This is a genomic window from Pseudofrankia sp. EUN1h, from assembly GCF_001854645.1.
Classification (GTDB): Bacteria; Actinomycetota; Actinomycetes; order Frankiales; family Frankiaceae; genus Pseudofrankia; species Pseudofrankia saprophytica.
In genome coordinates this window covers 42,585-65,548 of sequence record NZ_MBLN01000074.1, presented here as the reverse complement: position 1 = coordinate 65,548, position 22,964 = coordinate 42,585, and the positions used below count along the sequence as shown (strand labels likewise).

Sequence of the window (22,964 nt, the reverse complement as noted above, 5' to 3'; positions counted from 1 at the left end):
CGACACCGGCCGTGTCCGCGGGGACGGCCCGGTTCCTGGAGATGGCACGGTTCCTGGAGATGGCGCCAGCCGGGGGGATGGGTCCAGGGTGAACGGGGGACGGGCCGGGCGCCGGCCGGTGACGAGCGCCGCCGAGCTCGAGCGGCACGCTCTGCTGATCTTCGCGGAGCGCGGGTTCGACGCGACCACGGTCGACGACATCGCGGCCGCGGCGGGCATCGGGCGGCGCACGTTCTTCCGGTATTACGCGTCGAAGAACGACGTCGCCTGGGGGGAGTTCGACGCCCACCTCGAGACGATGCGCGCGGCGCTGGCCGCCACCCCGCCCGACGTGCCGGTGCTCCCGGCGCTGCGCCGCGCGATCCTGGACTTCAACAGCTACCCGGCCGCCGAGGCGGACTGGCACCGGCGACGGATGGCGCTCATCCTGCGCACCCCCGCCCTGCAGGCGCACTCCATGCTGCGCTACGCCCGGTGGCGGGCGGTGGTCGCCGAGTTCGTCGCCGAGCGGACCGGACGCGACGTTGGCGCGCTCGAGCCGCAAGCGGTGGCCTGGGCGTTTCTCGGCGTCGCGATCGCCGGCTACGAGGAGTGGCTCGCCCACGCCGGCGCCGATCTGATCCCCATCCTCGACCGGGCGCTCGGGCTGCTGGTGGACGGTCTCGACCGTCCGCTCTCGCCCCTCGAGCGTGGCGGGCGCCGTCCGTGAAGGACCCGACGGGCCCGGCTGGCTGACGGGCGATCGGCCGTCCCGCATGGTAGACACTTGGCTTCAACGCGGTTACTAAGCGTAGCCGACTGTCGCCGCTGCCTGGGCGGAAAGGGGAACAGCCATGCCGTCGAAGGCGCGAACGACGACCGTCAGCCCCGATGAGAACAGCCTGGCCCGGCCCACGCGGACCGCCGCGTCGCCCGCCACCCGTTCCACCGGCACCCGTTCGACGGCCACCCGTTCCACCGCCGCGCGTCCGGCGGCGACGTCGTCGGCGGCGACGCGGTCGTCCGCCGCCCGGCCGGCCGCGGCTCGCTCGGCCGCCCGAGGGACCTCGTCGCGCGTGGCCACCGCCGGTGCCACCGGTACCAGGAGCGCGACGACCCGGGGCGCGACGGCCCGGGGCGCGACGGCCCGGGGCGCGACGGCCCGGGGCACGACGGCCCGGGGCACGACGGCCCGGCGCGCCGCCGGCGCCAGCACGACCGGCGCGACGAAGCGGCCCGCCTCGTCGACCGGCCGGTCGACCACTCGGCACGGCCGCGACGTCGCGACGGCGACGAATGCCAGAGAGGCGAACGCCGTGAGCATGGGAGAGCACGCGACGGCGGCCGAGGACTGGTACCGCCGCGGTGTCCTGGACGCGGTCTCGCAGGAGCATGAGGCGGTCGCAGCCTCGTTCCGGCTGCCGTTCCTGCGGGTCAACCTGGAGCGTCCTCACCGTCGCCGTGCCCCGATGCTCGAGCCCTCCGCGACGCGGGGGGACGCGGAGCGGGCCGGCGCCGAGGGCTGGCGGGTCGGTCCTCTCGACCTGCCCTCGCCGCGCAAGACGGCCTACTACCTGGGGCTCGGCGCGCTGGCGGCGTTCGAGGTGGTCGAATGGCCGGTCGTGGCCGCGGTCGCGGCGGGCACCTGGGTGGCGCAGCACACCCGGCCGGAGGCGCCGGCGACCGGCGCCGCGCCCTGGGACTTCCTGCGCCACCGCGGGCACGGCGACGACGAGCACAGCCACAACGGACACGCCGGCACCGCCGCCGGTGCGGCGGCCGTGGCCGGCGCCAGCACGCACAACGGCCACGCGCGCCGCCGCACGTCCGCGGACAGCTGACGGGTGGTCGCCTTGCGCGCGCCCGGGCTCGGGCTGCCGGGGCGGGCCGGCCTCACGCGGGCGCTGACCGCCCCCGCGACCGTGGCGCGCGCGTTGCCGAGCCCCGGCCGGGTGGTACGCGCGTTGCCGAGCCCCGCTCAGGCCGTGCGCGCGCTGCCGAGCCCGAGCCGGGTGGCGCGTGCGCTGCCGGGCCCCGGTCAGGTGACGCGCGCGCTGCGCCACGAGCTGGCGCATCCGGACCGGCGGCCCCGGCGGGTGTGGCACCAGGACGGCGCCGCGCACATCGAGCTGATCGGCGCCGCCCGCACCGGCGGCGCGGCGGCGTGCTCGGCCGTCCGCACCGCGCTGCGCCAGCTCGACGGGGTCGACTGGGCGGAGGTCGACGAAGGCCTCGGCCAGGTGCTCGTCGGGTTCGACGGCGACCAGCTCGGGGTCTCGGACCTGGTCGACACCGTCACGGAGGTCGAGCACGCGCTGCACGGCGTCGGCGCCGGCGCCGGTGACGGCGTCGCCGGCGTCGCCCCGCGCCCGGCGCGGGGCACAGAGCGCCATCCCGCGGAGACCGACCCGCTGCTCGCGGAGACCGTCGCGCTCGCCACCGACACCGCCGCATTCGGCGCCGCGCTGGTAGGCCGCGTCGTCCGGCTGCCGGCGGTGCCCCGCGCCGCCAGCGCGGTCGTCGCGGTCGTGGACGGCCAACCTCGGGTGCGCGCCGCGCTCGCGGACCGGATCGGCCCGACGGCCACCGACCTCGCGCTCGGGTTCGCCAGCGCCTGGGCTGGCGCTCTCACCCAGCAGCCCGACGTGCTCGCGGTCGCGATGGTCCGCCGGCTCGCGCGGGTCGCCGAGCTGCGCGCCGGCGCGCGGGTGTTCGAGGCCAGGGCCCCTCAGCTGACCGCGGACACCGCTCGGCGCTCCGGGCTCGACGACTCGGCCGGCGTCCACGCTGGCCATCCCGGCGCCGGCGCCGGTGGCCGCGCGGGCGCCGCCTGGCGCGACCGGCCGGTGCCGCTGCCGGACGGGCCGGTCGAGCTGGCCAGCGCCCGGCTCGCCGCCGCTGGGCTGGCGCTCGGCGGCGCCGGGCTGCTTGTCGGCCGGTCGCCGCGGCTCGCCGGGGAGCTGGTGCTCGCGACGCTGCCGCGCGCCGCCAGGTCGGGCCGGGAGGTGTTCGCCTCGACAGCGGGGCGCAGGCTCGCCGCCCGCGGGATCGTCCCGCTGGACGCCGGGTGCCTGCGCCGCCTCGACCGGGTCGACACCGTGGTGGTGTGCGCGTCGGCGCTGCTGGGCGAGCGTGCCCGGGTGCTGTCCGCCACCGATGCCGCGACGTGGAACCGGGTGGAGACCATGCTCGGTCAGCTCGACCCGCGCCGCGCCTTCCGGCCGGGCGACGTGGTCGCCCACGCTGGCGGCGACCAGCTCGTCGCCGCGCACTACGCCGGCCGCCGCCGCGCCGCCGACCCCGCCGGGCTGCCGTTGCGGCTGTGGCACGGAAGGACCAGCACCGAGGCGCTCGCCGGGGCGACGCTGGACGGCCACGCGGAGGCCGTGCTGCGGGCCGCCCGTGCCTGCGGGCGGGTGGTCCTGACCGAGCACGCCAGCGTCGCCGACGTCGCGGGCCTCGCCGACGTGACCCTGGCGCCTCGGCCGCCCGGCCCGGTGTCCGCGTCCCGGGCGCCCAGGCCAGCGCCCGGCCTCGCCGAGGAGGTCCGCCGGCTCCAGGCCGCGGGAGCGGGGGTGTGCGTCGTCGCCGACGCTGAGGGCGACGAGGCGCTGCGTGTCGCCGACGTCGGCGTCGGGCTCGCCCGCGCCGGCCACCGGCCGCCCTGGTCCGCGGACCTGCTGTGTGGCCCGGAGCTCACCGACGTCTGGCGGGTGCTGCGGCTGCCGCCGTACGCCGCCGCGACGAGCCGACGGGCCGCCACCCTGTCGGTGTCCGGCTCGGCGCTCGCCGCGCTGACCACCGCCGTCGACGGCCCGGGCGCGCTACCGGCCGGCCGTCGGCTGGCGCTGACCAGCGGGCCGGTGAGCGCCGCGGCGGCGACGGCCATGGCCGCTGGGCTCGTCGCCGCCCTGCGCGCGGACCGGGGCGCACCGCCGTCGCCCGTCCTGCACACCGACTGGCACGCGCTGACCGCCGACGCGGCGCTGCGCCGCCTGCGCGGCGCCGCCGGTCCGGACGGCGGACCGACGGCGGCCGCGTGGGCGGCGCGGCGGCAGCCGGCACAGGCGTCGACCGCGTCATCCATCGCCGGCCCGTCCGCGGCCCGACGCGGACTGGACGCGGCCGGCGCCCGGCTCGGCGCGGGCCGCGCGCGGGCGCTGGCCGCGAACGGCCAGGTGACCGGCGCCGCCGCGCGGGCGGTCGGCGGCCGGGTCGTGGCGGCCGGCACGGGTGCCCGCCGCTACCTCACCGCGGTGGTCGCGGACCTCACCGATCCGCTCGTGCCGGTGCTGCTCGTCGGGGCGGCGGCGAGCGCCGTCCTCGGCTCGACCACGGACGCCCTGCTCGTCTCCAGCGTGTCGCTGGCGAACGCGGCGATGAGCGGCGCTCAGCGCGCGCACGCCGAGGGAGTGCTGGCCAGGCTGATCGACCGCAACGTGCTGATGGCCCGCGTCGTGACCGGCGGCGACGAGGCGGAGACCCGCCGGGCCGACACGCTGCGGCCCGGCGACGTCATCGAGCTGAGCGCGCAGGACGTGGTGCCGGCGGACGCCCGGCTGCTGAGGGCCGACGCGCTGGAGGTGGACGAGGCGACGCTGACCGGGGAGTCCCTGCCGGTGACCAAGGGCATCGAGCCCACCCCGGCCGCCGAGGTCGGCGACCGCGACTGCATGGTCTACGAGGGGACGACGGTGCTCGCCGGCACCGCCCGGGCCGTCGTCGTCGCGACGGGGGAGGCCACCCTCGCGGGCCGCGCCGGCGTCGTGGCCGAGGCCCACACGGCCGGGCCCGTCGGCGTGCAGGCCAGGCTCGGCGAGCTGACCCGGCTGGCGCTGCCGGCGACCGGGCTGTCCGGGCTCGCGGTGGCGGCGCTCGGCTCGGTGCGGGGCTCGTCGGCGCGCTCGGCGCTCAGCTCCGGTGTCGCCCTCGCCGTCGCCGCGGTGCCCGAGGGTCTGCCGCTGGTCGCGACGGTCGCGCAGGTGGCCGCGGCCCGTCGGCTCGCGAAGCTCGGCGTGCTGGTGCGTTCCTCGCGGGTGGTTGAGGCGCTGGGTCGGGCCGACGTCGTCTGCTTCGACAAGACCGGCACGCTGACCGAGGGCCGACTGCTGCTGCGCGCGGCCGCCCTGCCCGACGCGGCTGGCCGGTGGCGGACGGTGCCCGTGGCCGCCCCGGGAACGGGCGACGCGACGAGCGGACCGGCCGGAACAAGCGAATCGAACGCGACGGCCGCGACGGCCGGGTCGAACGGGCTGAACGGAGCAGCCGCCCGAATGCTGGCGGTGGCGGCCGCGGCCTGCCCGCCGCGGGAGGGCCGGGTGCCGCACGCGACCGACCGGGCGGTGCTCGAAGCGGTCGTCGGGCGGCCCGAGCTGGCCCGGGCGCTGGTGGGTGAGCGGGCGGACGAGAGCCCGTTCGAGACCGCTCGGGGTTATGCGTCCACCCTGCTGCGCACGGCCGACGGGCCGGTGCTCGCGCTCAAGGGCGCGCCGGAGGTGGTGCTCGGCCTCGTCGAACTGGACGCGGTGCGGCTCGCGTCCGCTCGGGCCGCTGCCGGCCGGCTCGCCCGTCAGGGGCTGCGGGTGCTGGCGGTGGCCGAGTCGATTCCGGGAAGCCGGCCGGCGTCGGCCGTCGACCTGAGCTCGCTTCGCCTGCTGGGCTTCGTCGGCATCGCCGACAGCCCGCGTCCGTCCGCCGCGCTGGGGGTGCGCCGCCTGTTGGACGCCGGGCTGCGGGTCGTCATGGTCACCGGCGACCATCCCGAGACCGCCTCGGCGATCGCGCGGGAGGTCGGCGTCCCCGGCGCGGACCGGGTGGTGACGGGCGCGCGGCTCGACCGGCTCACCGACGATGGCTATGCCGCCCAGGTCGGCGCCGCCGCGGTGTTCGCCCGCATCTCACCGGAGCAGAAGGTGCGGCTGGTCACGACCCTGCAGCGGCTGGGGAAGGTGGTGGTGATGACGGGCGACGGCACGAACGACGCCGCCGCCATCCGGGCCGCCGACATCGGCGTCGCCGTGCGCGGCCGGGGTACCGCCGCCGCGACGGGCGCCGCCGACCTGCTGCTCACCGACGCCGAGGTCACCCGCCTGGCCGACGCCGTGCTGGCGGGCCGCAGGATGTGGCGCTCGGTGACCGACGCGGTGTCGGTGCTCGTCGGCGGTAACGCCGGGGAGATCGCCTTCACGCTGCTCGGGACGGCGATCGCCGGCGAGGCGCCGCTGCGCCCGCGCCAGCTGCTGCTGGTCAACCTGCTCACCGACATGGCGCCGGCCATGGCGCTCGCCGTGCGTTCGGGGGAGGAGCACGGACGGGGCGACCACGACGCCTCCCGGCCGGTCGAGAGGCCGATGGCGGCCCGAGACGGCGACAGCACCCGGGGAACGGATGGCGGTGGGCCTGACAGCGGCGGGTCTGGCGGCCGCGGCGGCGGAGATGGGGGCGGCGGCGAGGACGGTGGTGGCCGGGACGGCGCCGGTGGGACGCGCCGATCCGGTCGCGCCGATCCGGTCGCTGCCCTGCGCCGCCTCGCTCGGGCCGCCTGGCTCGCCGGCGCGTCCCTGTCGAACGGCACCGACTTCGGGCGGGCCCCGGCGGCCGAGGCGGACGCGGTCGCCGAGCGGTGGCTGTCCGGGCCGCTGCGCCGCATGCTGCTGGTCAGGGGCGCGACGACGACCGCGGGCGCGACGGCGGCCTGGCTGGTCGGCCGGTACAGCGGCACTCCGCGGCGCGCGTCGACGATGGGGCTGCTCGCGCTGGTCACGACCCAGCTCGGCCAGACGCTGATGCTGGCCGGCTGGGATCCTTTGGTGATCACCACCGCGCTCGCGAGCCTGCTGGTTCTGGCGGTGCTGGTCCAGACGCCACTGCTGTCCCAGCTCTTCGGCTGCCGTCCGGTCGGTCCCGCGGGCTGGACGGTGGTGCTCGCGTCGGCGACCCTCGCGACATCCGCGGCCTGGCTCTACGAACGCCGCCGTCGCCGCTCGCTCGGCCCGGTCGGCTCCGTCAGCCGCGTCGGCTCTGTCAGCCGCGTCGGCTCTGTCAGCCCGGTCGGCTCTGTCAGCCCGGCTGGTCGCGACGAGCCGGTCGCGCGCCGTGGCACGCCCAGGCCCTGGCCGACGGTGGCGTCCCAGAACGGTCGGGCCACCGCGTCCCAGAACGGTCGGGTGCCCAGCCTTACGCTGGCGTTGCCCGTGTTCGGGCGCTCGCTACCCGCCGGTCGGCCGTCCGCGCCCCGGCCGGGGCTGGCGCGGCCCGCGGCGGTCGCCGCCGGTGGCGGACAGGCCGCCGGCCGTGGCGGCCCGGCGAAACCGGCTCAGCGGGTGACGGGGCCGATGTAGCTGGCGGGATAGGCGTCGCGGCGCTGGTCGGCGACGGGGCCGCCCGGCCAGTCGACGCGTATCGGGTCGCGGTCGTCGGGCGGGGTGACCAGCAGGTAGCGCGCGTCGAAGGCCGGCATCGCCGCGGCAGGCGAGCCGTCGCCCGCCGGTGGCGTGGCGGCCGCCGCGGGCACGGCGAGGTAGGTGAGGACCGCCGCGGCGCCGTCGCCCGGCGGGACGCGCAGCGACGCGGGCATGACGGTCGTGCGGCGAGCCAGGTCGTAGGTGTCGCCCTGGGCGGTGACGAGCGTCGCGCCCGGGAAGCCGTACATCGCGCAGGTTCGCGTCGTGTTGTTGACGAAGGTGATGATGAGCCCGAACTGGGTCAGCCCCGGCGCGAGCGCCGTGAGCTGGGTCGGGCTGCCGAGCCGGGGCGTAAGTCCCGCGCCGGTGCACCGCGGCGCGTCGCCCGCGGCGGTATCACCGCGGCCGGTCGGGTTGGTGAGGTCCGCTGGGTCGAGGGTGGCGAACGGCTCTCCGGTCGCCTGAGCCGCGGCCGGCGGTGTCCTGGCCCAGGCCGTCGCGGGGGGCGGTGTCGCGCCGTCGTCCGTGGCCGAGGTCGTCGGGGCCGAGCCGGCGGCCGCCAGTGGCGAGGGCGTCGGCGCGGGGGACGTCGGCGTCGGGGACGGGACGTCGAAGCCTGCGGACGGGTCCGGCTGTGAGCAGCCGGCCGTGGCGCCCAACGCCACCGCGGCCACACACGCCGCCGTCGCGGCCCTCGCGACGTGGCGCCGCGCTCGAGCACTCCGCTGGTCCATCGCTGGCTCCCGGGCGTCCCGCGCGCCCCCCGGCGGGGCGCCTGGCCTGGGAGTATTCGGCACGACCGGGCGGCATTCCGGCGGGCGCGGCACCGAGGTCCGTGTGCGTGCGCGACCGGCCGCCAACACCCGCTCTCGGCATGTCCGGGCCAGTGCGTCCGCCGATGCGGCGTTCTGCCCGCGTGCCGGACACCGGCATCAGGTCCGGGTCCGGGTCGATGGTGTGACAAGGCGACCGCGGACGGCGTGGACCGGGGCATGAGGTGGGGGAGTGGGGTCAGCCAAGGATCCGGTCGAGGCCGGCCTCGAACTGGTCGGTGAGGTCGGCGTGCAGGTGGGGCGCGGCCGCCGCCAGCGCCGGGTAGCGGGAGCGCGGCGGGTTGACGGTCGGCATCGGCGCACCGACCCGGTCCGTCGCGATGTTCTCCGCCAGATGGCGCGCCTCCACCAGCGCGTGGCCGACGACGAAGAACAGCAGCGTCTGCCAGGTCACCGCCGCTTCCGCCTCCGTCCGGCCGATGGCGCGCAGCGTGCCGAAGGCATGCTCCATCCGGTCCCACCAGGAGCCGGTGCCCGGTGGCTGGCGCAGCACCGACGGCGCGAGCGTCGGGTAGCGCAGCAGCTGGCGGCGTAGCTGGCGCAGGTTGTCCCGCAGGTCCGCCGCCGGGTCGCCGGTCGCGGGTAGCGGCTCCTCGCCGCGGACCATCAGGTCGGCGAGCGCGTCGAGCAGCTCGTTCTTGTTCTGGAAGTGGCGGTAGATCGCGGTGGGGTCGACGCCGAGCCGGGCACCGAGGGCGCGCATCGACAGCGCGTTCACCCCGCCGATGTCGACGATCTCCAGGGCGCTGTCCAGCAGCACCCGCCGTGACAGCGTGCCGCGCGGCGTCCGCCGCCCTGCCGCGCTGACCGTCACCCGGCCGCTCGGCTCACCCGCGCCCGGGTCGCCGGTTCCCGGTTCGTCTGGCCCGGAGTCGTCCGGTTCGGAGTCGTCCGGTTCGAGCACGTCGTTCGACATCGCCATCCACCTCGGTTCCGTCGGTGCGCGCCGACGCGCCGCGATCACACGTCCGATCACACGTCCGATCACACGTCCGATCACACGTCCGATCACACGTCCGATCACACGTCCGATCACACGTCCGATCACACGTCCGATCACATGCACTGTAGACAACGCCGTTGACGACGTCCCGGCGGCGCGCGTGGAGGATTTTCACCAACCTCACGAAACGGGAGAAGGCGCCACGTCATCCGGCGCGGTTCGGCCGATTGACGTACATCCGGGCGACCGAGGAGGAAGCTGGAAGGTAGGCGGGGTGGAGTAGGAATGGATCCGCGCCGCCACCGTTGAAGCAGACGAGGCCGAAGAAACAAGCGGGGTCGGGCCAGGCGCGGCGGCCAGGCACGGCCCGGCGGCGAGTGACGCGGGCCGACCGGACGGCGCGGTGCGGGCGGCCGGGCCGGCTGGCCCAGACCATTCGCCTGGACCGCGGCGACGGCGCTGTGTCCGTGCCGCGGCACCCGCTCCCTCGGTTCGCCCGGTGATGTCGCGGTTCCGGCGGGCGGCGGCCTCGCGGCAAGGCAGGACCGGGCAAGGCAGGACTATGCCGGCAGGCACCACCCGCTGGCAAGCCCGCGACGCGACAATGCGGTGATGGCCGAGGCCGTCACCCTGGCAGGACCATGACCGAAGGAGGTGCGACCATGCGCAACTGTTACGGCTGGAGAGTGACCATGCAGCGAGTGGGCGCCCCCGGAGGCGGTCAACACACCAGTGGGGAGGTCTCGGCCCATGCTCGACCCGAGTGAGCTTTACGAGATCCACGGTGAACTGCCCGACCTGGGGCGGCCGGTGATGCTCGAGGCGATGACCGGGGTCGTCGACTCCGGGAACGCGATTCGGCTCGCGAGCGAGCACCTGCTGACGACGCTGCAGCACGAGGTCGTCGCGACGTTCGACATCGACCTGCTGCTGGACTATCGCTCGCGGCGCCCGGCGATGACGTTCGTCGAGGACCACTGGGAGCACTACGAGGATCCAACGCTGGCCCTCTACGTGCTACGCGACCGCGCCGACACGCCGTTCCTGCTGCTCGCGGGCCCTGAGCCGGACCTGATGTGGAAGCGGTTCTCCACCGCCGTGCGCGAACTGACCCGACGGATGAACCTGCACCTGTCCGTCGGCCTGAACGCCATCCCGATGGCGGTGCCGCACACCCGCCCGACCGGGCTGATCGCGCACGCCACCCGCAAGGACCTGATCGCCGGCTACGAACCGTGGGTGCGCCAGGTCCAGGTGCCGGGCAGCGCGGGTCACCTGCTGGAGTATGAGTTCGGCCGGGAGGGGCGCGACGCGATGGGCCTGGCGGCCCTCGTCCCGCACTACCTGAACCAGACGGACTTCCCACAGGCGACCGAGGTGCTGCTGACGTCGGTCTCCAAGGCCACCGGGCTCATGCTGCCTCTGGACGGCCTGCAGTCCGCCGCCGAGGCGGTGCGCGGCGAGGTCGACCAGGAGCTCGCCAAGGGTGGGGAGATGGCGTCGCTCGTCAGCGCGCTGGAGGAGCAGTACGACGCCTACAAGCGCGGCAAGGACACCGGTAGCCTGCCGACCGTCAGTTCCGAGGACCTGCCGACCGCCGACGAGCTCGGCGCCGAGCTGGAGCGCTTTCTCGCCGAACAGTCCGAGACCGACGGCCCGACCGCACCCTGACACCTCGTCAGGGCCGGCGCGCCCGACTCGGCGCCAGCGCGAAGGACCCGTCGGTGGGGGAGCGGACTAGCGGAGGTTTTCGATGACCTCCGCGAAGGCGGCGAGCGTCGCGGGCGCCGAGAAGTCGGTGAACCAGGCGTAGGCACGGTCCACGCCACGGGCGGCGAGTCCTTCGAAGTAGGCCACCAGCTCGGCCGGGGTGCCGGTGACGAGGCCGCCACCGGCACCCATCCGGCCGAACCGGCGCTGGGCGAGCGCGGTGATCTCGTCGCGTCGGGCCGGCGGCGCGTCGGGCGGGATGACCGTCACCAGCTGCTGGACGGAGACACGGGCCTTGCCGGCGTGGGCACGCAGCTCGTCGAGCTGGTCCAGCCGGCCGATCTGGATGTTCCACCAGTCGGCGTACTCGGCGACGAGCGCCAGCGTGCGCGGGCCGGTGCCGCCAATGGTGATCGGGATCGGCCGGGTCGGGACCGGCAGCGCGGTGGCCTCGCGCAGCGTGACGTGTTCGCCCTGGTAGCTGACGCGCTCGCCACTCCAGAGCAGGCGCAGGACGGCAAGCGTCTCGGCCAGCCGCTCGACGCGGGTCCGCGGGGTCGCGTCGCCCACTCCGTACTGCTCGAGCTCCGCTGGTACGGAACCCCAGCCGATGCCGAGCTCGAAGCGCCCGTCGCTGGCATGGTCCAGCGTGACAGCCTGCTTCGCGAGCAGGACCGGATGACGGAACATGTCGCAGAGCACCAGGTGGCCGACCGTCAGCCGTTCGGTCTTCGCCGCCACCCAGGTCGCCGCCGTCATCGCCTCGAACATCGGCGTCTGGGCCGCCATGGGCGGCGCGAGGTGGTCCATCAGCGCGATGCCCGCGAACCCCGCCTGCTCGGCGCCGCGTGCCCGCTCGACGATCTCGGGCATCGTCATCCGCATCTGCGGCAAGTACAGGTGGAACTCCATCCCCGCCTCCTCAGCCGGCCCTGCCGCCGCGTCGCCGCGTCGCCGCACGGCCCACCCGTCCGCGCCACGACGGCCGCCCGCCGCCGGCTGGTACCAAAGGCACGAAACCATGGCAGGTGTGGCCCGCGCCACCGACAGTTGGAAATATTGAAGCGAGGGGATGGGCGCGGGAAACCGGGTGGCGCGGGGACGGGCCGGACCGGACCCGCCGGGTGACCGCCAGGCCGCCCGCGCGCCCACCCCGCGCCTGGGTATCCAGAGGCTCAGGGGCCTGAACACGATGGGGTGGGGCGGATGAGCACGGATGTTGCGCCGTTCAAGGTCGCGGTTCCCGAGGAGGATCTCGTCGATTTACGGCGCCGGCTGGCGGTGGCCCGCTGGCCGGAGAAGGAGGCGGTGGGCGACTGGAGCCAGGGTGTGCCGCTGGAGTGGCTGCGCGACCTGTGTTCCTACTGGGGCGACGGCTACGACTGGCGGCGCTGCGAGGACCGGCTGAACGCCCACGACCAGTTCGTCACCACGATCGACGGCCTGGACGTCCACTTCCTGCACGTGCGCTCGCCCAACCCGGACGCGCTGCCGCTGCTGCTCACCCACGGCTGGCCTGGCTCGGTCCTCGAGTTCCTCGACGTGATCGGCCCACTCACCGACCCGGCCGCGCATGGCGGCGACCTGGCGGACGCCTTCCACCTCGTCGTGCCGTCGCTGCCGGGATATGGCTTCTCCGGCCGCCCGGCCGCCGCCGGCTGGGGGGTACCGCGCATCGCCGCCGCCTGGGCGACGCTGATGGCCCGGCTCGGCTACGACCGGTACGGGGCTCAGGGCGGCGACTGGGGTTCGGCGGTGACGATCGGGCTCACCGCGGCTGACCCGGACCACCTCGCCGGCATCCACCTCAACTTCGTGATGACCGGCCCGGGGGGCGACCTCAGCGAGCTGACGGACGAGGAACAGGACGCCCTCACCGCGATGGCCGAGTTCCTGGAATGGGGCTCCGGCTACTCGGCTTTGCAGTCGACCCGCCCGCAGACGCTCGGCTACGCCCTCGCGGACTCGCCCGTCGGCCAGTGCGCCTGGATCGCCGAGAAGTTCCACGCCTGGACCGATCACGACGGCGACCCGTACACGGCGCTGAGCCGTGACCAGATGCTCGATGACATCTCGCTGTACTGGCTGACGGCGACCGCGGCCTCGTCGGCGCGGCTGTACTGGGAGTCGGGCCTGTCGCGGCCCAGCCGTGCGTCCGGCCTGGCCGGMGGCCTCGATGTGCGCGTGCCCGCAGGCATCTCGGTCTTCCCAAGGGAGATCATCCGGTTGTCGCGGCGCTGGGTCGAGCCCAGCTTCTCCGACCTGCGCTTCTACGAGCGGGCCGACCGGGGCGGCCACTTCGCCGCCTACGAGCAGCCCGCCGTCTTCGCCGACCAGGTCCGCCGCGCCTTCCGCACGATGCGCTAGCCGGGGGAACGCAGGCCGAGGGGCAGAAGGAGGCCGTCTGGGCTGTCAGCCCTTGGCGGTGGCACCGGCGTCGACGGGGAGTGCGACGCCGGTGATGTAGCGGGCCTCGTCGGAGGCGAGGAACAGGACGGCGTTGGCGACGTCGACGGCCTCGATCAGCGGGACCGGCATGAGGTGCAGCCCGCCGAGGACGGCGGCGGCGTCGTCGATGGTCGGGTTCGCCAGGTCGGGGCGCAGCATCCGGCGCAGCGACTCGTTGTCGACCATCGGCGTGCGGACGTTGCCGGGGTGGACGCTGTTGACGCGGATGAGCTGGCCGGCGAGCTCGTTGGCCAGCGATCGCATCAGGCCGACGAGGCCGTGCTTGGCGGAGACGTAGGCCGCCATCCAGCCCTGGCCCTTCAGGCCGAGCATCGAGCTGGTCAGGATGATCGAGCCGCCGCGCCCGCCGGCGACGAGGTGCGGGATCGCCACCTTGGCGGTGAGGAAGCAGCCGGTGAGGTCGATGTCGAGCAGCGTGCGCCAGGCGTGCGCGTCGAGCGTCTCCGTCGCGGCGCCGCCACCGGAGATACCGGCGTTGGCGACGACGACGTCGAGGCGGCCGAACTCGGCGACCCCGGCGTCGACGGCCGTCCGCAGCGCGTCCTCGTCGCGGACGTCCGCGACCGCGGTGACGATCCGCCGGCCGAGCTTCTCCACCAGCGCGACCGTCTCGGCCAGATCCGCCGCGGTCGCCATCGGGTAGTCGACGGTGTCGACGTCGGCGCACAGGTCGACGCCGATGATGTCGGCGCCCTCCTGCGCGAGCCGGACCGCGTGCGCCCGCCCCTGCCCCCGTGCCACCCCGGTGATGAACGCGACCTTGCCTTCGACCCGCCCGGCCATGTCGAACCTCCCGATGCCCTCGTCTTGATGTTTGTCGCACCATGACGGGCTGGCGCGCGAKGGGTTGGGCCGAAGTGCCTTTCACCGATGGCGGCGCCCTGACCGATCGGGGGCGTCGCCGGCCCGTGTCAGTCGGTCCAGCCGGTCAGGTCCAGGCTCCGGGMGTGTTCGAGGCGGAAGCCGAACTCGATCGCGCGCTGGGCGCCGGRCTTGAGGTCGACGGTCCAGGTGAGCTGGCCGAGGTCGGTGCGCTCGTCGACGGTGGGCGAGCTCAGGAAGTCCTTGACGGTGATGCCCTCGTGGCGGGAGACCGGAATCTGGTCGCGAACGGTCACCCGCGCCGGGCGTGGGGTGTGGTTCGTCAGGGTGATCACGTAGCCGACGTCGGTGCGCCGCAGGTTGCCGACGACCTTGCGGCTGGTGGCGCGGCTGACCAGCTCGCGTTCCACCAGCAGCCGGTCGTCGACGCCGAGCTGCAGCTCCACCTCGGCGCCCGGCGGCACCAGCTCGACGGTGCTGGTCCCGACGAAGTCGGCGTCGTGGAAGACCGAGACCGGCCCGGGCAGCAGGGTGTGCGCCGAGGTGTTCGTGACGGTGGCGCGCAGGTAGGCCTCGGGGGCGAGCTTGGGCACGGTCAGGTAGTCGAGCTGAGCCTCCAGCTCCAGGACGGCCAGGGTGGTGCGGTGTGGTCGCCCGTCGGCCGGCACCGCCACCGGCCGGGCCGGCCGGTAGGTCGCCGCGGTTCCGGACGTGTCGATGGTGGCCACCGCGTGCTCGACCGGCGGCGGCGGGGCCGACGCCCCCGGAGCCTTCGCCCGCGCCGCGGCCGGGACCGGCGCCATCTGGGCGGCCGCGTCGGCGGCGCCGTAGCCGGCACCGCCCGCGGCCAGGGCGAACTGCATCACCTGGGGCCGCGCGACGTCGACGTACCACKGGTCCAGCTCGGGCAGGCCACTGGCGCGGCCCGGCCGGGCGGTCGACAGCCTCAGGTCGCCGGCGGGCCAGTCCTCGCCGCTGTGCTGGCGCACCATGCCGAACCACGTCAGCGTGACCACGCCGTCGACCAGCCGCGCGTCGTACCGCGCCGACCATGAGGCGCCGCCGACCAGGTAGGAGATCTCCAGCTCGACGTCGACCCTGCCCTCGGCGGCGCCGGGACCACCCGTCGRCTCCAGCGCCACGACAACCTGCCTCGTGTCGGGCAGGCGCACGCCGCGGCGGGCCTCCAGGGCGCGCCGGGCAGCGTCGATCAGCTTCTGGACGTCCTCCTGCTCGTCGGTGATCGCGCGCAGTCGGGCGTGCACGTCCGCCAGCTGCGCGGCCAGTGCACCGGCGGCCTCGGCCAACCGCCGCTCCTCGCCGCTGGGCGGTGTCGTCCCATCCTCCGCGGGGCTGGCGCTCCATGACGGCGCACCCCAGCCCCGGGCGAGCGCGGCGGCGCCGTTGCGGGCGGCGACGTCCAGGAACCTGCGGCGCGCCTGCTCGATCTCCTGGTCGTCGGCCAGCTCGCGGGCGCGCCGCCGCAGCCGGTCGACCTCGTCCGTCAGCTCCACCAGCCGCGGGTCCACCGTCACCGCACGGGACTCGACGACGACGTCCACACCGAGCACGCGCACCGCGCCGCRCCCGGACACCCGCACCGAGTCCGCGTCCAGCTCCATCGGCAGGCCGCCGAGCGTCACCGCGACCTCCGGCGCGACGTCGCCCATGCCCTCGGGGCGGGGCGGCAGCGTCACGGTCCCACGGCGGGTGACCCGGGCCTGCCGCGGGTAGACGACGACCGCCGTGATCGGAGCGTCCAGTGTCAGCGTCGTCGCGGCTGGAGCAACCATGCTGATCACCCTAGCGGCCTGGTCCGACAATTCGGCACGACCCGTTACTGGCGGGGCAGCTCGTGGCGGGCGAAGAAGTCCCAGATGGCGGCGGTGGCGTCGAGGCCGCTCGCCGGCGCGTCCGCCCCCGGGTGACCCTTCTGGCCGCCGGGCCAGGCGTGGCCGCCGCCGTCGATCGTGTCGAGGACGACCTCGGTGCCCTCGGCGCACGGCGCGTACGTGGCCCGGGTGACGGTGCCGTCGCGCCGCTCGACGGGGGTGACCGGGCAGCCGTCACGCCCGACCCAGAACCCGACCGAGTCCGCCACCGACCGGTCGACCCGGCCGCTCTCGGTCGGGAACCGCTTGTCCCCGCCGGAGCCGGTGCCGCCGTCGTAGGGGACGTTCTGGTCGGCGGTGCCGTGGATCGCCAGCAGCGGCACCGGCCGGCTCGGCGCGCAGCCGTCGTAGTCGAGGGCGCCGGACACCGGGGCGATCGCGGCGAACCGGTCGGCGAGCGCGCAGCCCAGCCGATAGGTGAACATCGCTCCGTTCGAGAACCCGGTGGCGTACACCCGACGGGTGTCGAGCGGGTAGTGCGCCGCGATGTCGTCGAGCATGGCGGCGATGAACCCGACGTCGTCGACGTCGTTCTGGGCGGCCTRCCCACAGCACCAGCCCGCGTTCCAGGTCAGCAGCCGGTCCGCGCGCCGGCCGGTCCCGTTCGGGCTCGCGACCAGGAAGCCCTTTTGGTCCGCCAGGTCGAAGAAGCCGGTCTGCCCCTCGACGTTGCCGCTGTTGCCGCCGCCGCCGTGCAGCTCGACGACGAGTGGCCGCGGGGTCGTCCCGGTGCCCGGCGGCACGTGGATCTCGTAGGAACGCCTCAGCTCGCCGACCGTCAGCGTGTGGGTGACGGTCCCGGCGGGCGGCGCGGTCCCCGCCGGCGGCTGCGAGGCGGCGGGAGCCGGCCGGTCCCGCGGCCCGCAGGCCGTAAGGGCCACCGCCCCCACCAGCGTCACGCCCGCCAGCGCCGTCGTCCTGAGCGCCCGAGGCAACCCCGCTCGTCGCATCTGTCCCCTTGCCTCCGCCGGCCGGACTCTGCCCTCCCTGACAGGCAGCACCTTCGCAGAGGCGGTCCAACATGCCGTAAGCGTCGCGTAAGACAAATGTCAGCGCCGCGGCCCGGGGACCGCGGGCGGCTGGGCGGTCAACGGCCGGAGGCTGGTCGGCGGCGCCCGGTCAGCCGTGCGAGACGATGAACGCGACGCCCCAGCCGATCGCCGCGAGTACCGCGGCGAAGCACAGGCCCGCGGCGACCCTCTCGGCCCCCGCCCGCGCGGTTCGGGGCCGCGCGTAGTCGCCGCCGCCCAGGCCCGGTGCGACCGGCGCGATCAGCGCGGCCTCGGGGACAGAGACCGGGGCGGCGGCCCCGGCGCGCCGCTCGGAGAGGCTCAGCGCGCGCAGCCCGACGGCGAACACCGCCGGCAGGCCGGCGCCGCACAGCAGCCCGATGACGACGATCTTCCACAGGGCGTCCAGGTCGATCCAGGACGTCATCGGCGTTCCTCCGTCATGGTGACCCGTCCCGTCACCCGGGCGGGTTCATCGGGTCCGGTCAGCGCCGCGCCCATGGCTAGGCCGCGACCGAGGTTTTGGCGGTCGGGGAGGCCGCCTTGGCTCCGTCCGCGGCCGGGTCGACCGGTTCCTCGTGGATGTCGTGGTGGCCGACGGGGGAGCGCCGGGACAGCACGAACAGCGCGCCGGCGCCGGCGACGAGGACCGCGAAACCGGCGACGACGCCCGCCGTGCCGCCGATGCCGTGGACCACGGCGTAGCCACCCGCGCCGACGAGCCCGGCGGCCGGCAGCGTGAGCAGCCAGGCGGTGACCATCCGGCGGGCAATGCCCCAGCGGACCCGCCCGTCCCGGCTGCCCAGTCCGCTGCCGAGAATCGACCCGGACGCGACGTGCGTCGTCGACAGCGAGTAGCCGAAGTGGCTGGAGAGCAGGATGGTCGCGGCGGAGGACGAGTCTGCCGCGAGGCCCTGCGGCGGTTCGATGGTCACGAGTCCTCGACCGAGTGTCCGGATGATGCGCCAGCCGCCGCAGTAGGTACCCAGGGAGAGCGCCATGGCGCACGCGATGATCACCCAGGTGGGCGCCTTCGAGCCCGTGGCGAGGGAACCGTTGGCGATCAGAGCCAGCGTGATGATGCCCATCGTCTTCTGGGCGTCGTTGGTGCCGTGCGCGAGCGACATCATCGACGCCGCCCCGACCTGGCCGAGGCGTAGCCCGCGGTCTCGAGTCTCCTGACGGACGCCCCGGCTGATCCGGATGACGAGGAAGGTGCCAACCCCCGCGATCAGTACGGCGATGGCTGGGGAGAGCACGGYCGGAATCACGACCTTCTGCACGAGACCGTGCCATTTGACCGCGTCTGTGCCGGCCGCCGCCAACGCCGAGCCGATCACTCCACCGATGAGCGCGTGGGACGAGCTGGACGGGATGCCCAGGTACCAGGTGGCCAGATTCCAGACGATCCCACCGGCCAGCCCGGCGAAGACCACGGGCAGTGTGATCAGGTGTGTATTGACCAGCCCGCTCGCGATCGTCGCCGCGACGGACAGGGACAGGAATGCCCCCGCCAGGTTGAGCAGCGCCGCAAGCGCGACTGCGGCCTTGGGGCGTAGCGCCCTGGTTGCGATCGAGGCCGCCATCGCGTTTGCCGTGTCATGGAAGCCGTTGGTGAAGTCAAAGGCCAAAGCTGTGACGACGACCAGGATCAGCGCGGTTTCACCCACAAAACCGTTGTAGCTGGCGCCTTGGGTGGAGACGACGGTCGCACCCGATGTCCGTGACATCTTCCGTCGACTGTCATTTTTCGTTCATGAAAAGTTCATCATCGCGCCGGACCGCTATCGTCGTGTCACAGAAAGATGACCGATCGATGTCTGTCGACTGACGCAAGCATGACCGACTCGCGCGATCCATCGTGGGCCGGGCCGCAGGGCTCGGCGACGTGTGTCCCGTGGCGGACAGGAGCATGCTCCACGGGACGGCCCGAGGAAGATGTTGTGGGGGCAATTAGTTGGCGCGGATGGTGACGTGAGGCGCGACCAGGCGGCCGCCGTCCCGAGGCGAGCATCGGAGTGACCATGAGCAGCGACCCGTCGACGGCGACGACCATTCCAGCCCCCCGCGACCTGCCCGCCCTGGCGGCGGCGCGGTCCGCGCTGCGCGAGAGGTATCTGTTGCCGGCCGAGCAGCGGCCGGCGTCGTCCGCCCGGGGGGTACACCACACCGCGCTGATCAGCCGCGACGTCGAGGCGACGATCAGGTTCTACCAGGGCGTCCTGGAGTTCCCGCTCACCGAGCTCATCGAGAACCGTGACTACCCAGGGTCGTCGCATTTCTTCTTCGACATCGGCAACGGCAACCTGCTGGCGTTCTTCGACTTCCCCGGCCTCGACCTGGGCCCGTACGCCGAGGTGCTCGGCGGCCTGCACCACGTCGCGATCTCGGTCGTGCCGGAGCGCTGGGAGCACCTGGTCGCCAGGCTGGCGGAGGCGGGCGTCGAGCATGTCGTCCACTCGAAGGTCTCGGTCTACTTCCGCGACCCCGACGGGGCCCGCCTGGAGCTGATCGCCGACCCGCTCGGCGAGATGTACGGCACCAAGGTGCTCTGACGGTCTCGCGCCGGTGTGCGCGATCGACGAGTCGGCAAGGGACCAGTCAGGGCGGCGCGGCGCAGTGCTCGGCCCGGGTGGCGTCGTCGACGCTGGTCAGGACGTGGCTGGCAGCGGGGCCGGGTGCCGGTAGGGAGGCGAGCGTGACCGCGGTAGAGCCGGTTCGGGGTGAGGTCGTCACGTTCCTGGAGATGACCAGCCTGGATCAGCTGCGGGCCGGGCGGGTCGTCCCTCGGCTCACGCTGGTGGGCACCGACGATGAGGCGCTGGTCCGGGAGACGATCGTGCGGGTCGGCACGCCCTACCGTTGGCCGAGCGCCACCTGGTCGGACCTGGCCTGGGCCGACTGGTTCGCGGACCCCCGCCGCCAGAGCTTCCTGCTGCGCGCCGACGGCGACATCGCCGGAGTCCTCGAGACAACGGTGCATCCGCCCCACGAGGTGGAGATCGTCTCCTTCGGCCTCGTACCCGAGCACGTCGGCACCGGCATCGGTGGCCACGCGCTCACGCTCGCCGTCCGCCTCGCCTGGAACCTCGGGCATCCAACGCTGGACGAGGTCCAACGCGTCTGGCTACACACGTCGACCCTCGACCACCCGAACGCCCTCGCCAACTACCGGGCCCGCGGCTTCCGCCCCTACCGCACCCAGACCCGCGGCCACGCCCCGCCCCCATCCGGCCATTCCGCATGACAGCGGAGAACACCCGGGTATGAACTGACCGCGGACTCAACCGTCGAGCAGGTCGTCGACAAGCTTGCGCATCGCGGCGCCGGAGCGGGCGCCGACGATCGAGGCGACCTCCTCGCCGCCGCGGAGGACCTTGAAGGTCGGCATCGCCAGGATCCCGTACGCGCGGGCGGTCTCGGGCTCCTCGTCGCAGTTCAGGGAGACGACGGTGAGCCGGCCGGCATAGTCTGCGGCGAGCTTCTCCAGGATGGGAGTCATCATCCGGCAGGGCGGGCACCAGACCGCCCAGAAGTCGACCAGGACGGGGAGCGGGCTCGCCAGCACGACCTCGGCGAAGGTCGCGTCGGTGACGGTCGCGACGGTGCCCGAGACGGGCGGGTGCGCGACGGCGACGCCACCGACGGTCCGGGGCGCCCCACCGTGGATCGATGTCATGACTGATTGCCTCTTTTCTCAGAGTAGGTCTTCAGCTGGGACTGGGTCTGCTCGGAGGACAGAGCACAGGCCGGCGCCGCCGCCGGGACGGGCACGGCGCGTGCGGCGTGCACCGACGGCGGTGCGGCGGGCGCTCGCGGCCCGGGCGCGGACTCGCCGGACGGCGGCGTGCCGGCGCCGGCCACCCGGCCCCCCAGCTCCTCGGCGAGCTGGCCGACCAGACCGGCGCGGATCTCGGCGAGCCGGGTCACGCAGGCGTCGATCTCGGCGATCTTCCGGCGGTGGACGGCGGCGGCGTCCGGGCAGGCGACGCCGCGGTCGTGCCCGGACCGCAGGCAGTCGACGAACGGACGGGCCTCGTCGAGGGTGAAGCCGATGGCGAGCAGCGACCTGATCTCGGCCACCAGCCGCAGGTCGTCCTCGTCGTAGTCCCGGTACCCGTTCGCCCGCCGCCGGGCCGCGAGCAGGCCTTCCTGCTCGTAGTGCCGCAGCGCCCGCGGGCTCGTCCCCGCCCGCAGCGCCAGCTCGCCGATCCGCATGAGCCCGACGCTAAACCCTGCCGCCGACGTCAACGCCAGCCCGAAACCCGCCTGATCGGCCCGGGTGGCGGTGCTCGCCGGGCCCGGGCCCGCGTCGGGGGTCGATCAGCCGGCGCCGGTGACGGCCTGGGTGACGACGCGGCTCGCTTCCCCGGGGCCGAACGTGGGCGGGCGGGGGGTGGTCTCGGGGATGCCCATCCGGACGACGACCGTGTCGGAGCCGGGATCGACCTGGACGACCTGGTTGCCGAGGCCGATCGCCCAGAACATGTCGTCCGGGGCGCCGGGCACGAGCCGTCCCCGGGTCGCCGTCTGGTTGCCGACCTGGGAGAGGTCGGTCGCGACCAGGGGGTTGCCGATGAGGCCCTCGTGGTTGAGCCACCACAGGTAGCCGTAGGCCGCGTTCAGCTCGGTGGACGACGTGCCGGTCGCGGCCCGCAGCCAGTCGGCCGAGACGATCTGCTTGCCGTGCCAGACGCCGTGGTCCAGGGCGAGCTGCCCGAAGCGGGCCAGGTCGCGGCAGGTGGTGTGCAGGCCGGTGTAGGTCCGCGCGTTGCCGGCGGCGTCGGGCGTCATCGACGTGTGGGCCATGCCGAGCGGGCCGAACAGCCGGTCCTTGGCGAACGCTGTCGGGTCCTGACCGGTTGCGCCCGTCAGCACCTGTCGCAGCGTCTGGATCGCGGAGTTGTTGTAGGCCCACACCTGGCCGGGCGGGTTCGCCTGGTCCAGGCCGACGGCGAACGCGGTCTGGTCCGTCGCMCGGATGAGCTGGCCGTAGTCGATACCGACGCTCCAGCGCCGGCCGGAGTCGTTGCTGAGCAGGTCACGGACGGTGACTGCCTGCGACGGTGTGCCGCGCCACTCGGGAATCCACGTCGAGGCACTTTCGCTGATCTTCAGGTCACCGTCGTCCTGGGCGATCCCGACGAGCGTGCTCGTCACGGACTTCGTGGCCGAGAAGACGTCCTGGGTGGTGTCCTTGTTGGTGCCGCGGAAGTACCACTCGCCAGCGATCTTCCCGTCGCGAACGACGAGGAGGCAGTTCGACTTGCCGGTCTCGGCCGTCTTCGCGATCTCGTCGAGCCTGGCCGGGTCGAGACCGACCGTGGCCGGGGCGACGGTCTCCCACTCGTCGCCCGGCTGGTGCGGCGCCGAGGCCGGCCCGGACGCGGACGCCGCGGCCGCGGCTCCCGCCCGTCGAGGGAGGAGCCTGCGCGTTCGGAAGCCGACGGGAGCCGGGCGGTGGCAGGGCTGCGGGCGGCGCATCGGCGACCTCACGGAGTGCGGCGACAGGGCGTGCGGCTAGATCGTCGCAAGCGGATGTCAGCACCCGGTAAGGCTTGCGCGCAACCGACGTAAGCCCGTGGCCGAGACGGGCCCGCGACCGGCCTGGGCCCGCGATCGACGTCGGCCCTGGTCGGGCCGGGAGGTCGGCGATCTGGAGAGGCCGGTGGCGCGCGGCACCGGCCCTACGACGCGTCGGGGTGGGCGCGGCGGTAGCCGGCGGCCCGGGTCGAGGCGGACGACCCGTTGGACGACGGCGCGGTGGTGCTCTCGGCGAGCCGGCTGTGCAGCCGTTCGCGGACCTCATCCGGCGTGTAAGCGCGACGCGCGCGTTCGGAGCGAGCCACCATCGCGCCCGTGGCCGCCACCCCGACGACCCCGGCCAGACCAAGCACTTTCCA

At 74.6% G+C, this 22,964-nt stretch carries 20 protein-coding genes; 7 read left to right on the top strand and 13 right to left on the bottom strand.

All coding sequences use genetic code 11. The annotated features are described in order from the left end of the window. Window positions 1-88 precede the first annotated feature (88 nt). Entirely contained in the window at window positions 89-709 is a 621-nt protein-coding gene (gene mftR, locus BCD49_RS29205) for a mycofactocin system transcriptional regulator (RefSeq protein ID WP_007520380.1), read from the top strand. A 75-nt stretch (window positions 710-784) separates the two neighbouring features. Here mftR and BCD49_RS43745 read toward each other — a convergent pair whose 3' ends face one another. Continuing rightward, window positions 785-1,303, bottom strand: a complete 519-nt coding sequence (locus BCD49_RS43745) for a hypothetical protein (RefSeq protein WP_071042129.1) — start codon at window positions 1,301-1,303, stop codon at window positions 785-787. On the opposite strand from BCD49_RS43745, the gene BCD49_RS29195 reads away from it, so the two are divergent. Then, on the top strand, window positions 1,296-1,820 hold the full coding sequence (locus BCD49_RS29195; protein WP_131803586.1) for a hypothetical protein: 525 nt from the start codon (window positions 1,296-1,298) through the stop codon (window positions 1,818-1,820). The two genes, BCD49_RS43745 and BCD49_RS29195, sit on opposite strands and share 8 nt — an antisense overlap. Window positions 1,821-1,823: 3 nt before the next feature. Continuing rightward, window positions 1,824-7,319 (top strand): heavy metal translocating P-type ATPase, encoded by a 5,496-nt coding sequence (locus BCD49_RS29190; protein WP_071042127.1) that lies wholly within the window; start codon window positions 1,824-1,826, stop codon window positions 7,317-7,319. Here the strand turns inward: BCD49_RS29190 and BCD49_RS29185 are convergent. Together BCD49_RS29185 and BCD49_RS29180 are read right to left on the bottom strand one after the other, a co-directional pair. Then, the gene (locus BCD49_RS29185; RefSeq protein WP_007519295.1) at window positions 7,295-8,116 is read right to left on the bottom strand and encodes a DUF4232 domain-containing protein; all 822 of its coding nucleotides are present in this window, start codon (window positions 8,114-8,116) and stop codon (window positions 7,295-7,297) included. The two genes, BCD49_RS29190 and BCD49_RS29185, sit on opposite strands and share 25 nt — an antisense overlap. 277 nt (window positions 8,117-8,393) lie before the next feature. Continuing rightward, entirely contained in the window at window positions 8,394-9,131 is a 738-nt protein-coding gene (locus BCD49_RS29180) for a TetR/AcrR family transcriptional regulator (RefSeq protein ID WP_007519297.1), read from the bottom strand. A 777-nt stretch (window positions 9,132-9,908) separates the two neighbouring features. Here BCD49_RS29180 and BCD49_RS29175 point away from each other — a divergent pair. After that, entirely contained in the window at window positions 9,909-10,829 is a 921-nt protein-coding gene (locus BCD49_RS29175) for a PAC2 family protein (protein ID WP_007519299.1), read from the top strand. Window positions 10,830-10,895: 66 nt separating this feature from the next. Here BCD49_RS29175 and BCD49_RS29170 read toward each other — a convergent pair whose 3' ends face one another. Next, complete coding sequence (locus BCD49_RS29170; protein WP_007519301.1) at window positions 10,896-11,780, bottom strand: LLM class flavin-dependent oxidoreductase; 885 nt, start codon at window positions 11,778-11,780, stop codon at window positions 10,896-10,898. Window positions 11,781-12,074: 294 nt separating this feature from the next. Between BCD49_RS29170 and BCD49_RS29165 the strand changes: the two genes are divergently transcribed. Further along, the gene (locus tag BCD49_RS29165) at window positions 12,075-13,235 is read left to right on the top strand and encodes an epoxide hydrolase family protein (RefSeq protein ID WP_007519303.1); all 1,161 of its coding nucleotides are present in this window, start codon (window positions 12,075-12,077) and stop codon (window positions 13,233-13,235) included. A gap of 45 nt (window positions 13,236-13,280) precedes the next feature. On the opposite strand, the gene BCD49_RS29160 is transcribed toward BCD49_RS29165, so the two are convergent. From BCD49_RS29160 to BCD49_RS29140, 5 genes are all read right to left on the bottom strand, one after another. After that, window positions 13,281-14,120, bottom strand: coding sequence for a mycofactocin-coupled SDR family oxidoreductase (locus BCD49_RS29160; protein WP_007519305.1), 840 nt, complete (start codon window positions 14,118-14,120; stop codon window positions 13,281-13,283). A 128-nt stretch (window positions 14,121-14,248) separates the two neighbouring features. Further along, on the bottom strand, window positions 14,249-15,952 hold the full coding sequence (locus tag BCD49_RS29155; protein WP_071042126.1) for a DUF4139 domain-containing protein: 1,704 nt from the start codon (window positions 15,950-15,952) through the stop codon (window positions 14,249-14,251). A 44-nt stretch (window positions 15,953-15,996) separates the two neighbouring features. Next, window positions 15,997-16,986 (bottom strand): alpha/beta hydrolase family esterase, encoded by a 990-nt coding sequence (locus BCD49_RS29150; protein ID WP_241832418.1) that lies wholly within the window; start codon window positions 16,984-16,986, stop codon window positions 15,997-15,999. A gap of 184 nt (window positions 16,987-17,170) precedes the next feature. Beyond that, entirely contained in the window at window positions 17,171-17,488 is a 318-nt protein-coding gene (locus tag BCD49_RS29145) for a hypothetical protein (RefSeq protein ID WP_007519310.1), read from the bottom strand. Window positions 17,489-17,564: 76 nt separating this feature from the next. Next, entirely contained in the window at window positions 17,565-18,791 is a 1,227-nt protein-coding gene (locus BCD49_RS29140) for an inorganic phosphate transporter (protein WP_083401763.1), read from the bottom strand. Between the two features lie 294 nt (window positions 18,792-19,085). Here BCD49_RS29140 and BCD49_RS29135 point away from each other — a divergent pair, with 294 nt between their 5' ends. Together BCD49_RS29135 and BCD49_RS29130 are read left to right on the top strand one after the other, a co-directional pair. Continuing rightward, complete coding sequence (locus BCD49_RS29135) at window positions 19,086-19,616, top strand: VOC family protein (protein ID WP_007519314.1); 531 nt, start codon at window positions 19,086-19,088, stop codon at window positions 19,614-19,616. Window positions 19,617-19,759: 143 nt separating this feature from the next. After that, window positions 19,760-20,308, top strand: coding sequence for a GNAT family N-acetyltransferase (locus BCD49_RS29130; RefSeq protein ID WP_007519316.1), 549 nt, complete (start codon window positions 19,760-19,762; stop codon window positions 20,306-20,308). 36 nt (window positions 20,309-20,344) lie between these two features. Here the strand turns inward: BCD49_RS29130 and trxA are convergent, their stop codons facing one another. The 4 genes from trxA to BCD49_RS29110 form a co-directional block, all read right to left on the bottom strand. Then, complete coding sequence (gene trxA / locus BCD49_RS29125; protein WP_007519317.1) at window positions 20,345-20,740, bottom strand: thioredoxin; 396 nt, start codon at window positions 20,738-20,740, stop codon at window positions 20,345-20,347. Next, window positions 20,737-21,279: a MerR family transcriptional regulator gene (locus BCD49_RS29120; RefSeq protein ID WP_071042125.1), complete on the bottom strand. Its 543-nt coding sequence runs from the start codon at window positions 21,277-21,279 to the stop codon at window positions 20,737-20,739. Before BCD49_RS29120 ends, trxA begins: the two co-directional genes overlap by 4 nt. A gap of 105 nt (window positions 21,280-21,384) precedes the next feature. Continuing rightward, a complete protein-coding gene (locus BCD49_RS29115) occupies window positions 21,385-22,545 on the bottom strand; it encodes a serine hydrolase domain-containing protein (protein WP_007520720.1) in 1,161 nt (386 codons plus the stop codon). Window positions 22,546-22,748: 203 nt separating this feature from the next. Then, window positions 22,749-22,958 carry a hypothetical protein gene (locus BCD49_RS29110; protein WP_241832417.1) on the bottom strand — a complete coding sequence of 70 codons (210 nt, stop codon included), beginning with the start codon at window positions 22,956-22,958 and terminating at the stop codon, window positions 22,749-22,751. Window positions 22,959-22,964 lie beyond the last annotated feature (6 nt).

What these genes read in the sequence shown, in the direction of transcription:
- trxA (WP_007519317.1), bottom strand. Translation starts at nt 20,740, where the DNA reads ATGACATCGATCCACGGTGGGGCGCCCCGGACCGTCGGTGGCGTCGCC.
- BCD49_RS29185 (WP_007519295.1), bottom strand. Translation starts at nt 8,116, where the DNA reads ATGGACCAGCGGAGTGCTCGAGCGCGGCGCCACGTCGCGAGGGCCGCG.
- BCD49_RS29180 (WP_007519297.1), bottom strand. Translation starts at nt 9,131, where the DNA reads ATGTCGAACGACGTGCTCGAACCGGACGACTCCGAACCGGACGACTCC.
- BCD49_RS29160 (WP_007519305.1), bottom strand. Translation starts at nt 14,120, where the DNA reads ATGGCCGGGCGGGTCGAAGGCAAGGTCGCGTTCATCACCGGGGTGGCA.
- BCD49_RS29175 (WP_007519299.1), top strand. Translation starts at nt 9,909, where the DNA reads ATGCTCGACCCGAGTGAGCTTTACGAGATCCACGGTGAACTGCCCGAC.
- BCD49_RS29120 (WP_071042125.1), bottom strand. Translation starts at nt 21,279, where the DNA reads ATGCGGATCGGCGAGCTGGCGCTGCGGGCGGGGACGAGCCCGCGGGCG.
- BCD49_RS29170 (WP_007519301.1), bottom strand. Translation starts at nt 11,780, where the DNA reads ATGGAGTTCCACCTGTACTTGCCGCAGATGCGGATGACGATGCCCGAG.
- BCD49_RS43745 (WP_071042129.1), bottom strand. Translation starts at nt 1,303, where the DNA reads ATGCTCACGGCGTTCGCCTCTCTGGCATTCGTCGCCGTCGCGACGTCG.
- BCD49_RS29135 (WP_007519314.1), top strand. Translation starts at nt 19,086, where the DNA reads ATGAGCAGCGACCCGTCGACGGCGACGACCATTCCAGCCCCCCGCGAC.
- BCD49_RS29145 (WP_007519310.1), bottom strand. Translation starts at nt 17,488, where the DNA reads ATGACGTCCTGGATCGACCTGGACGCCCTGTGGAAGATCGTCGTCATC.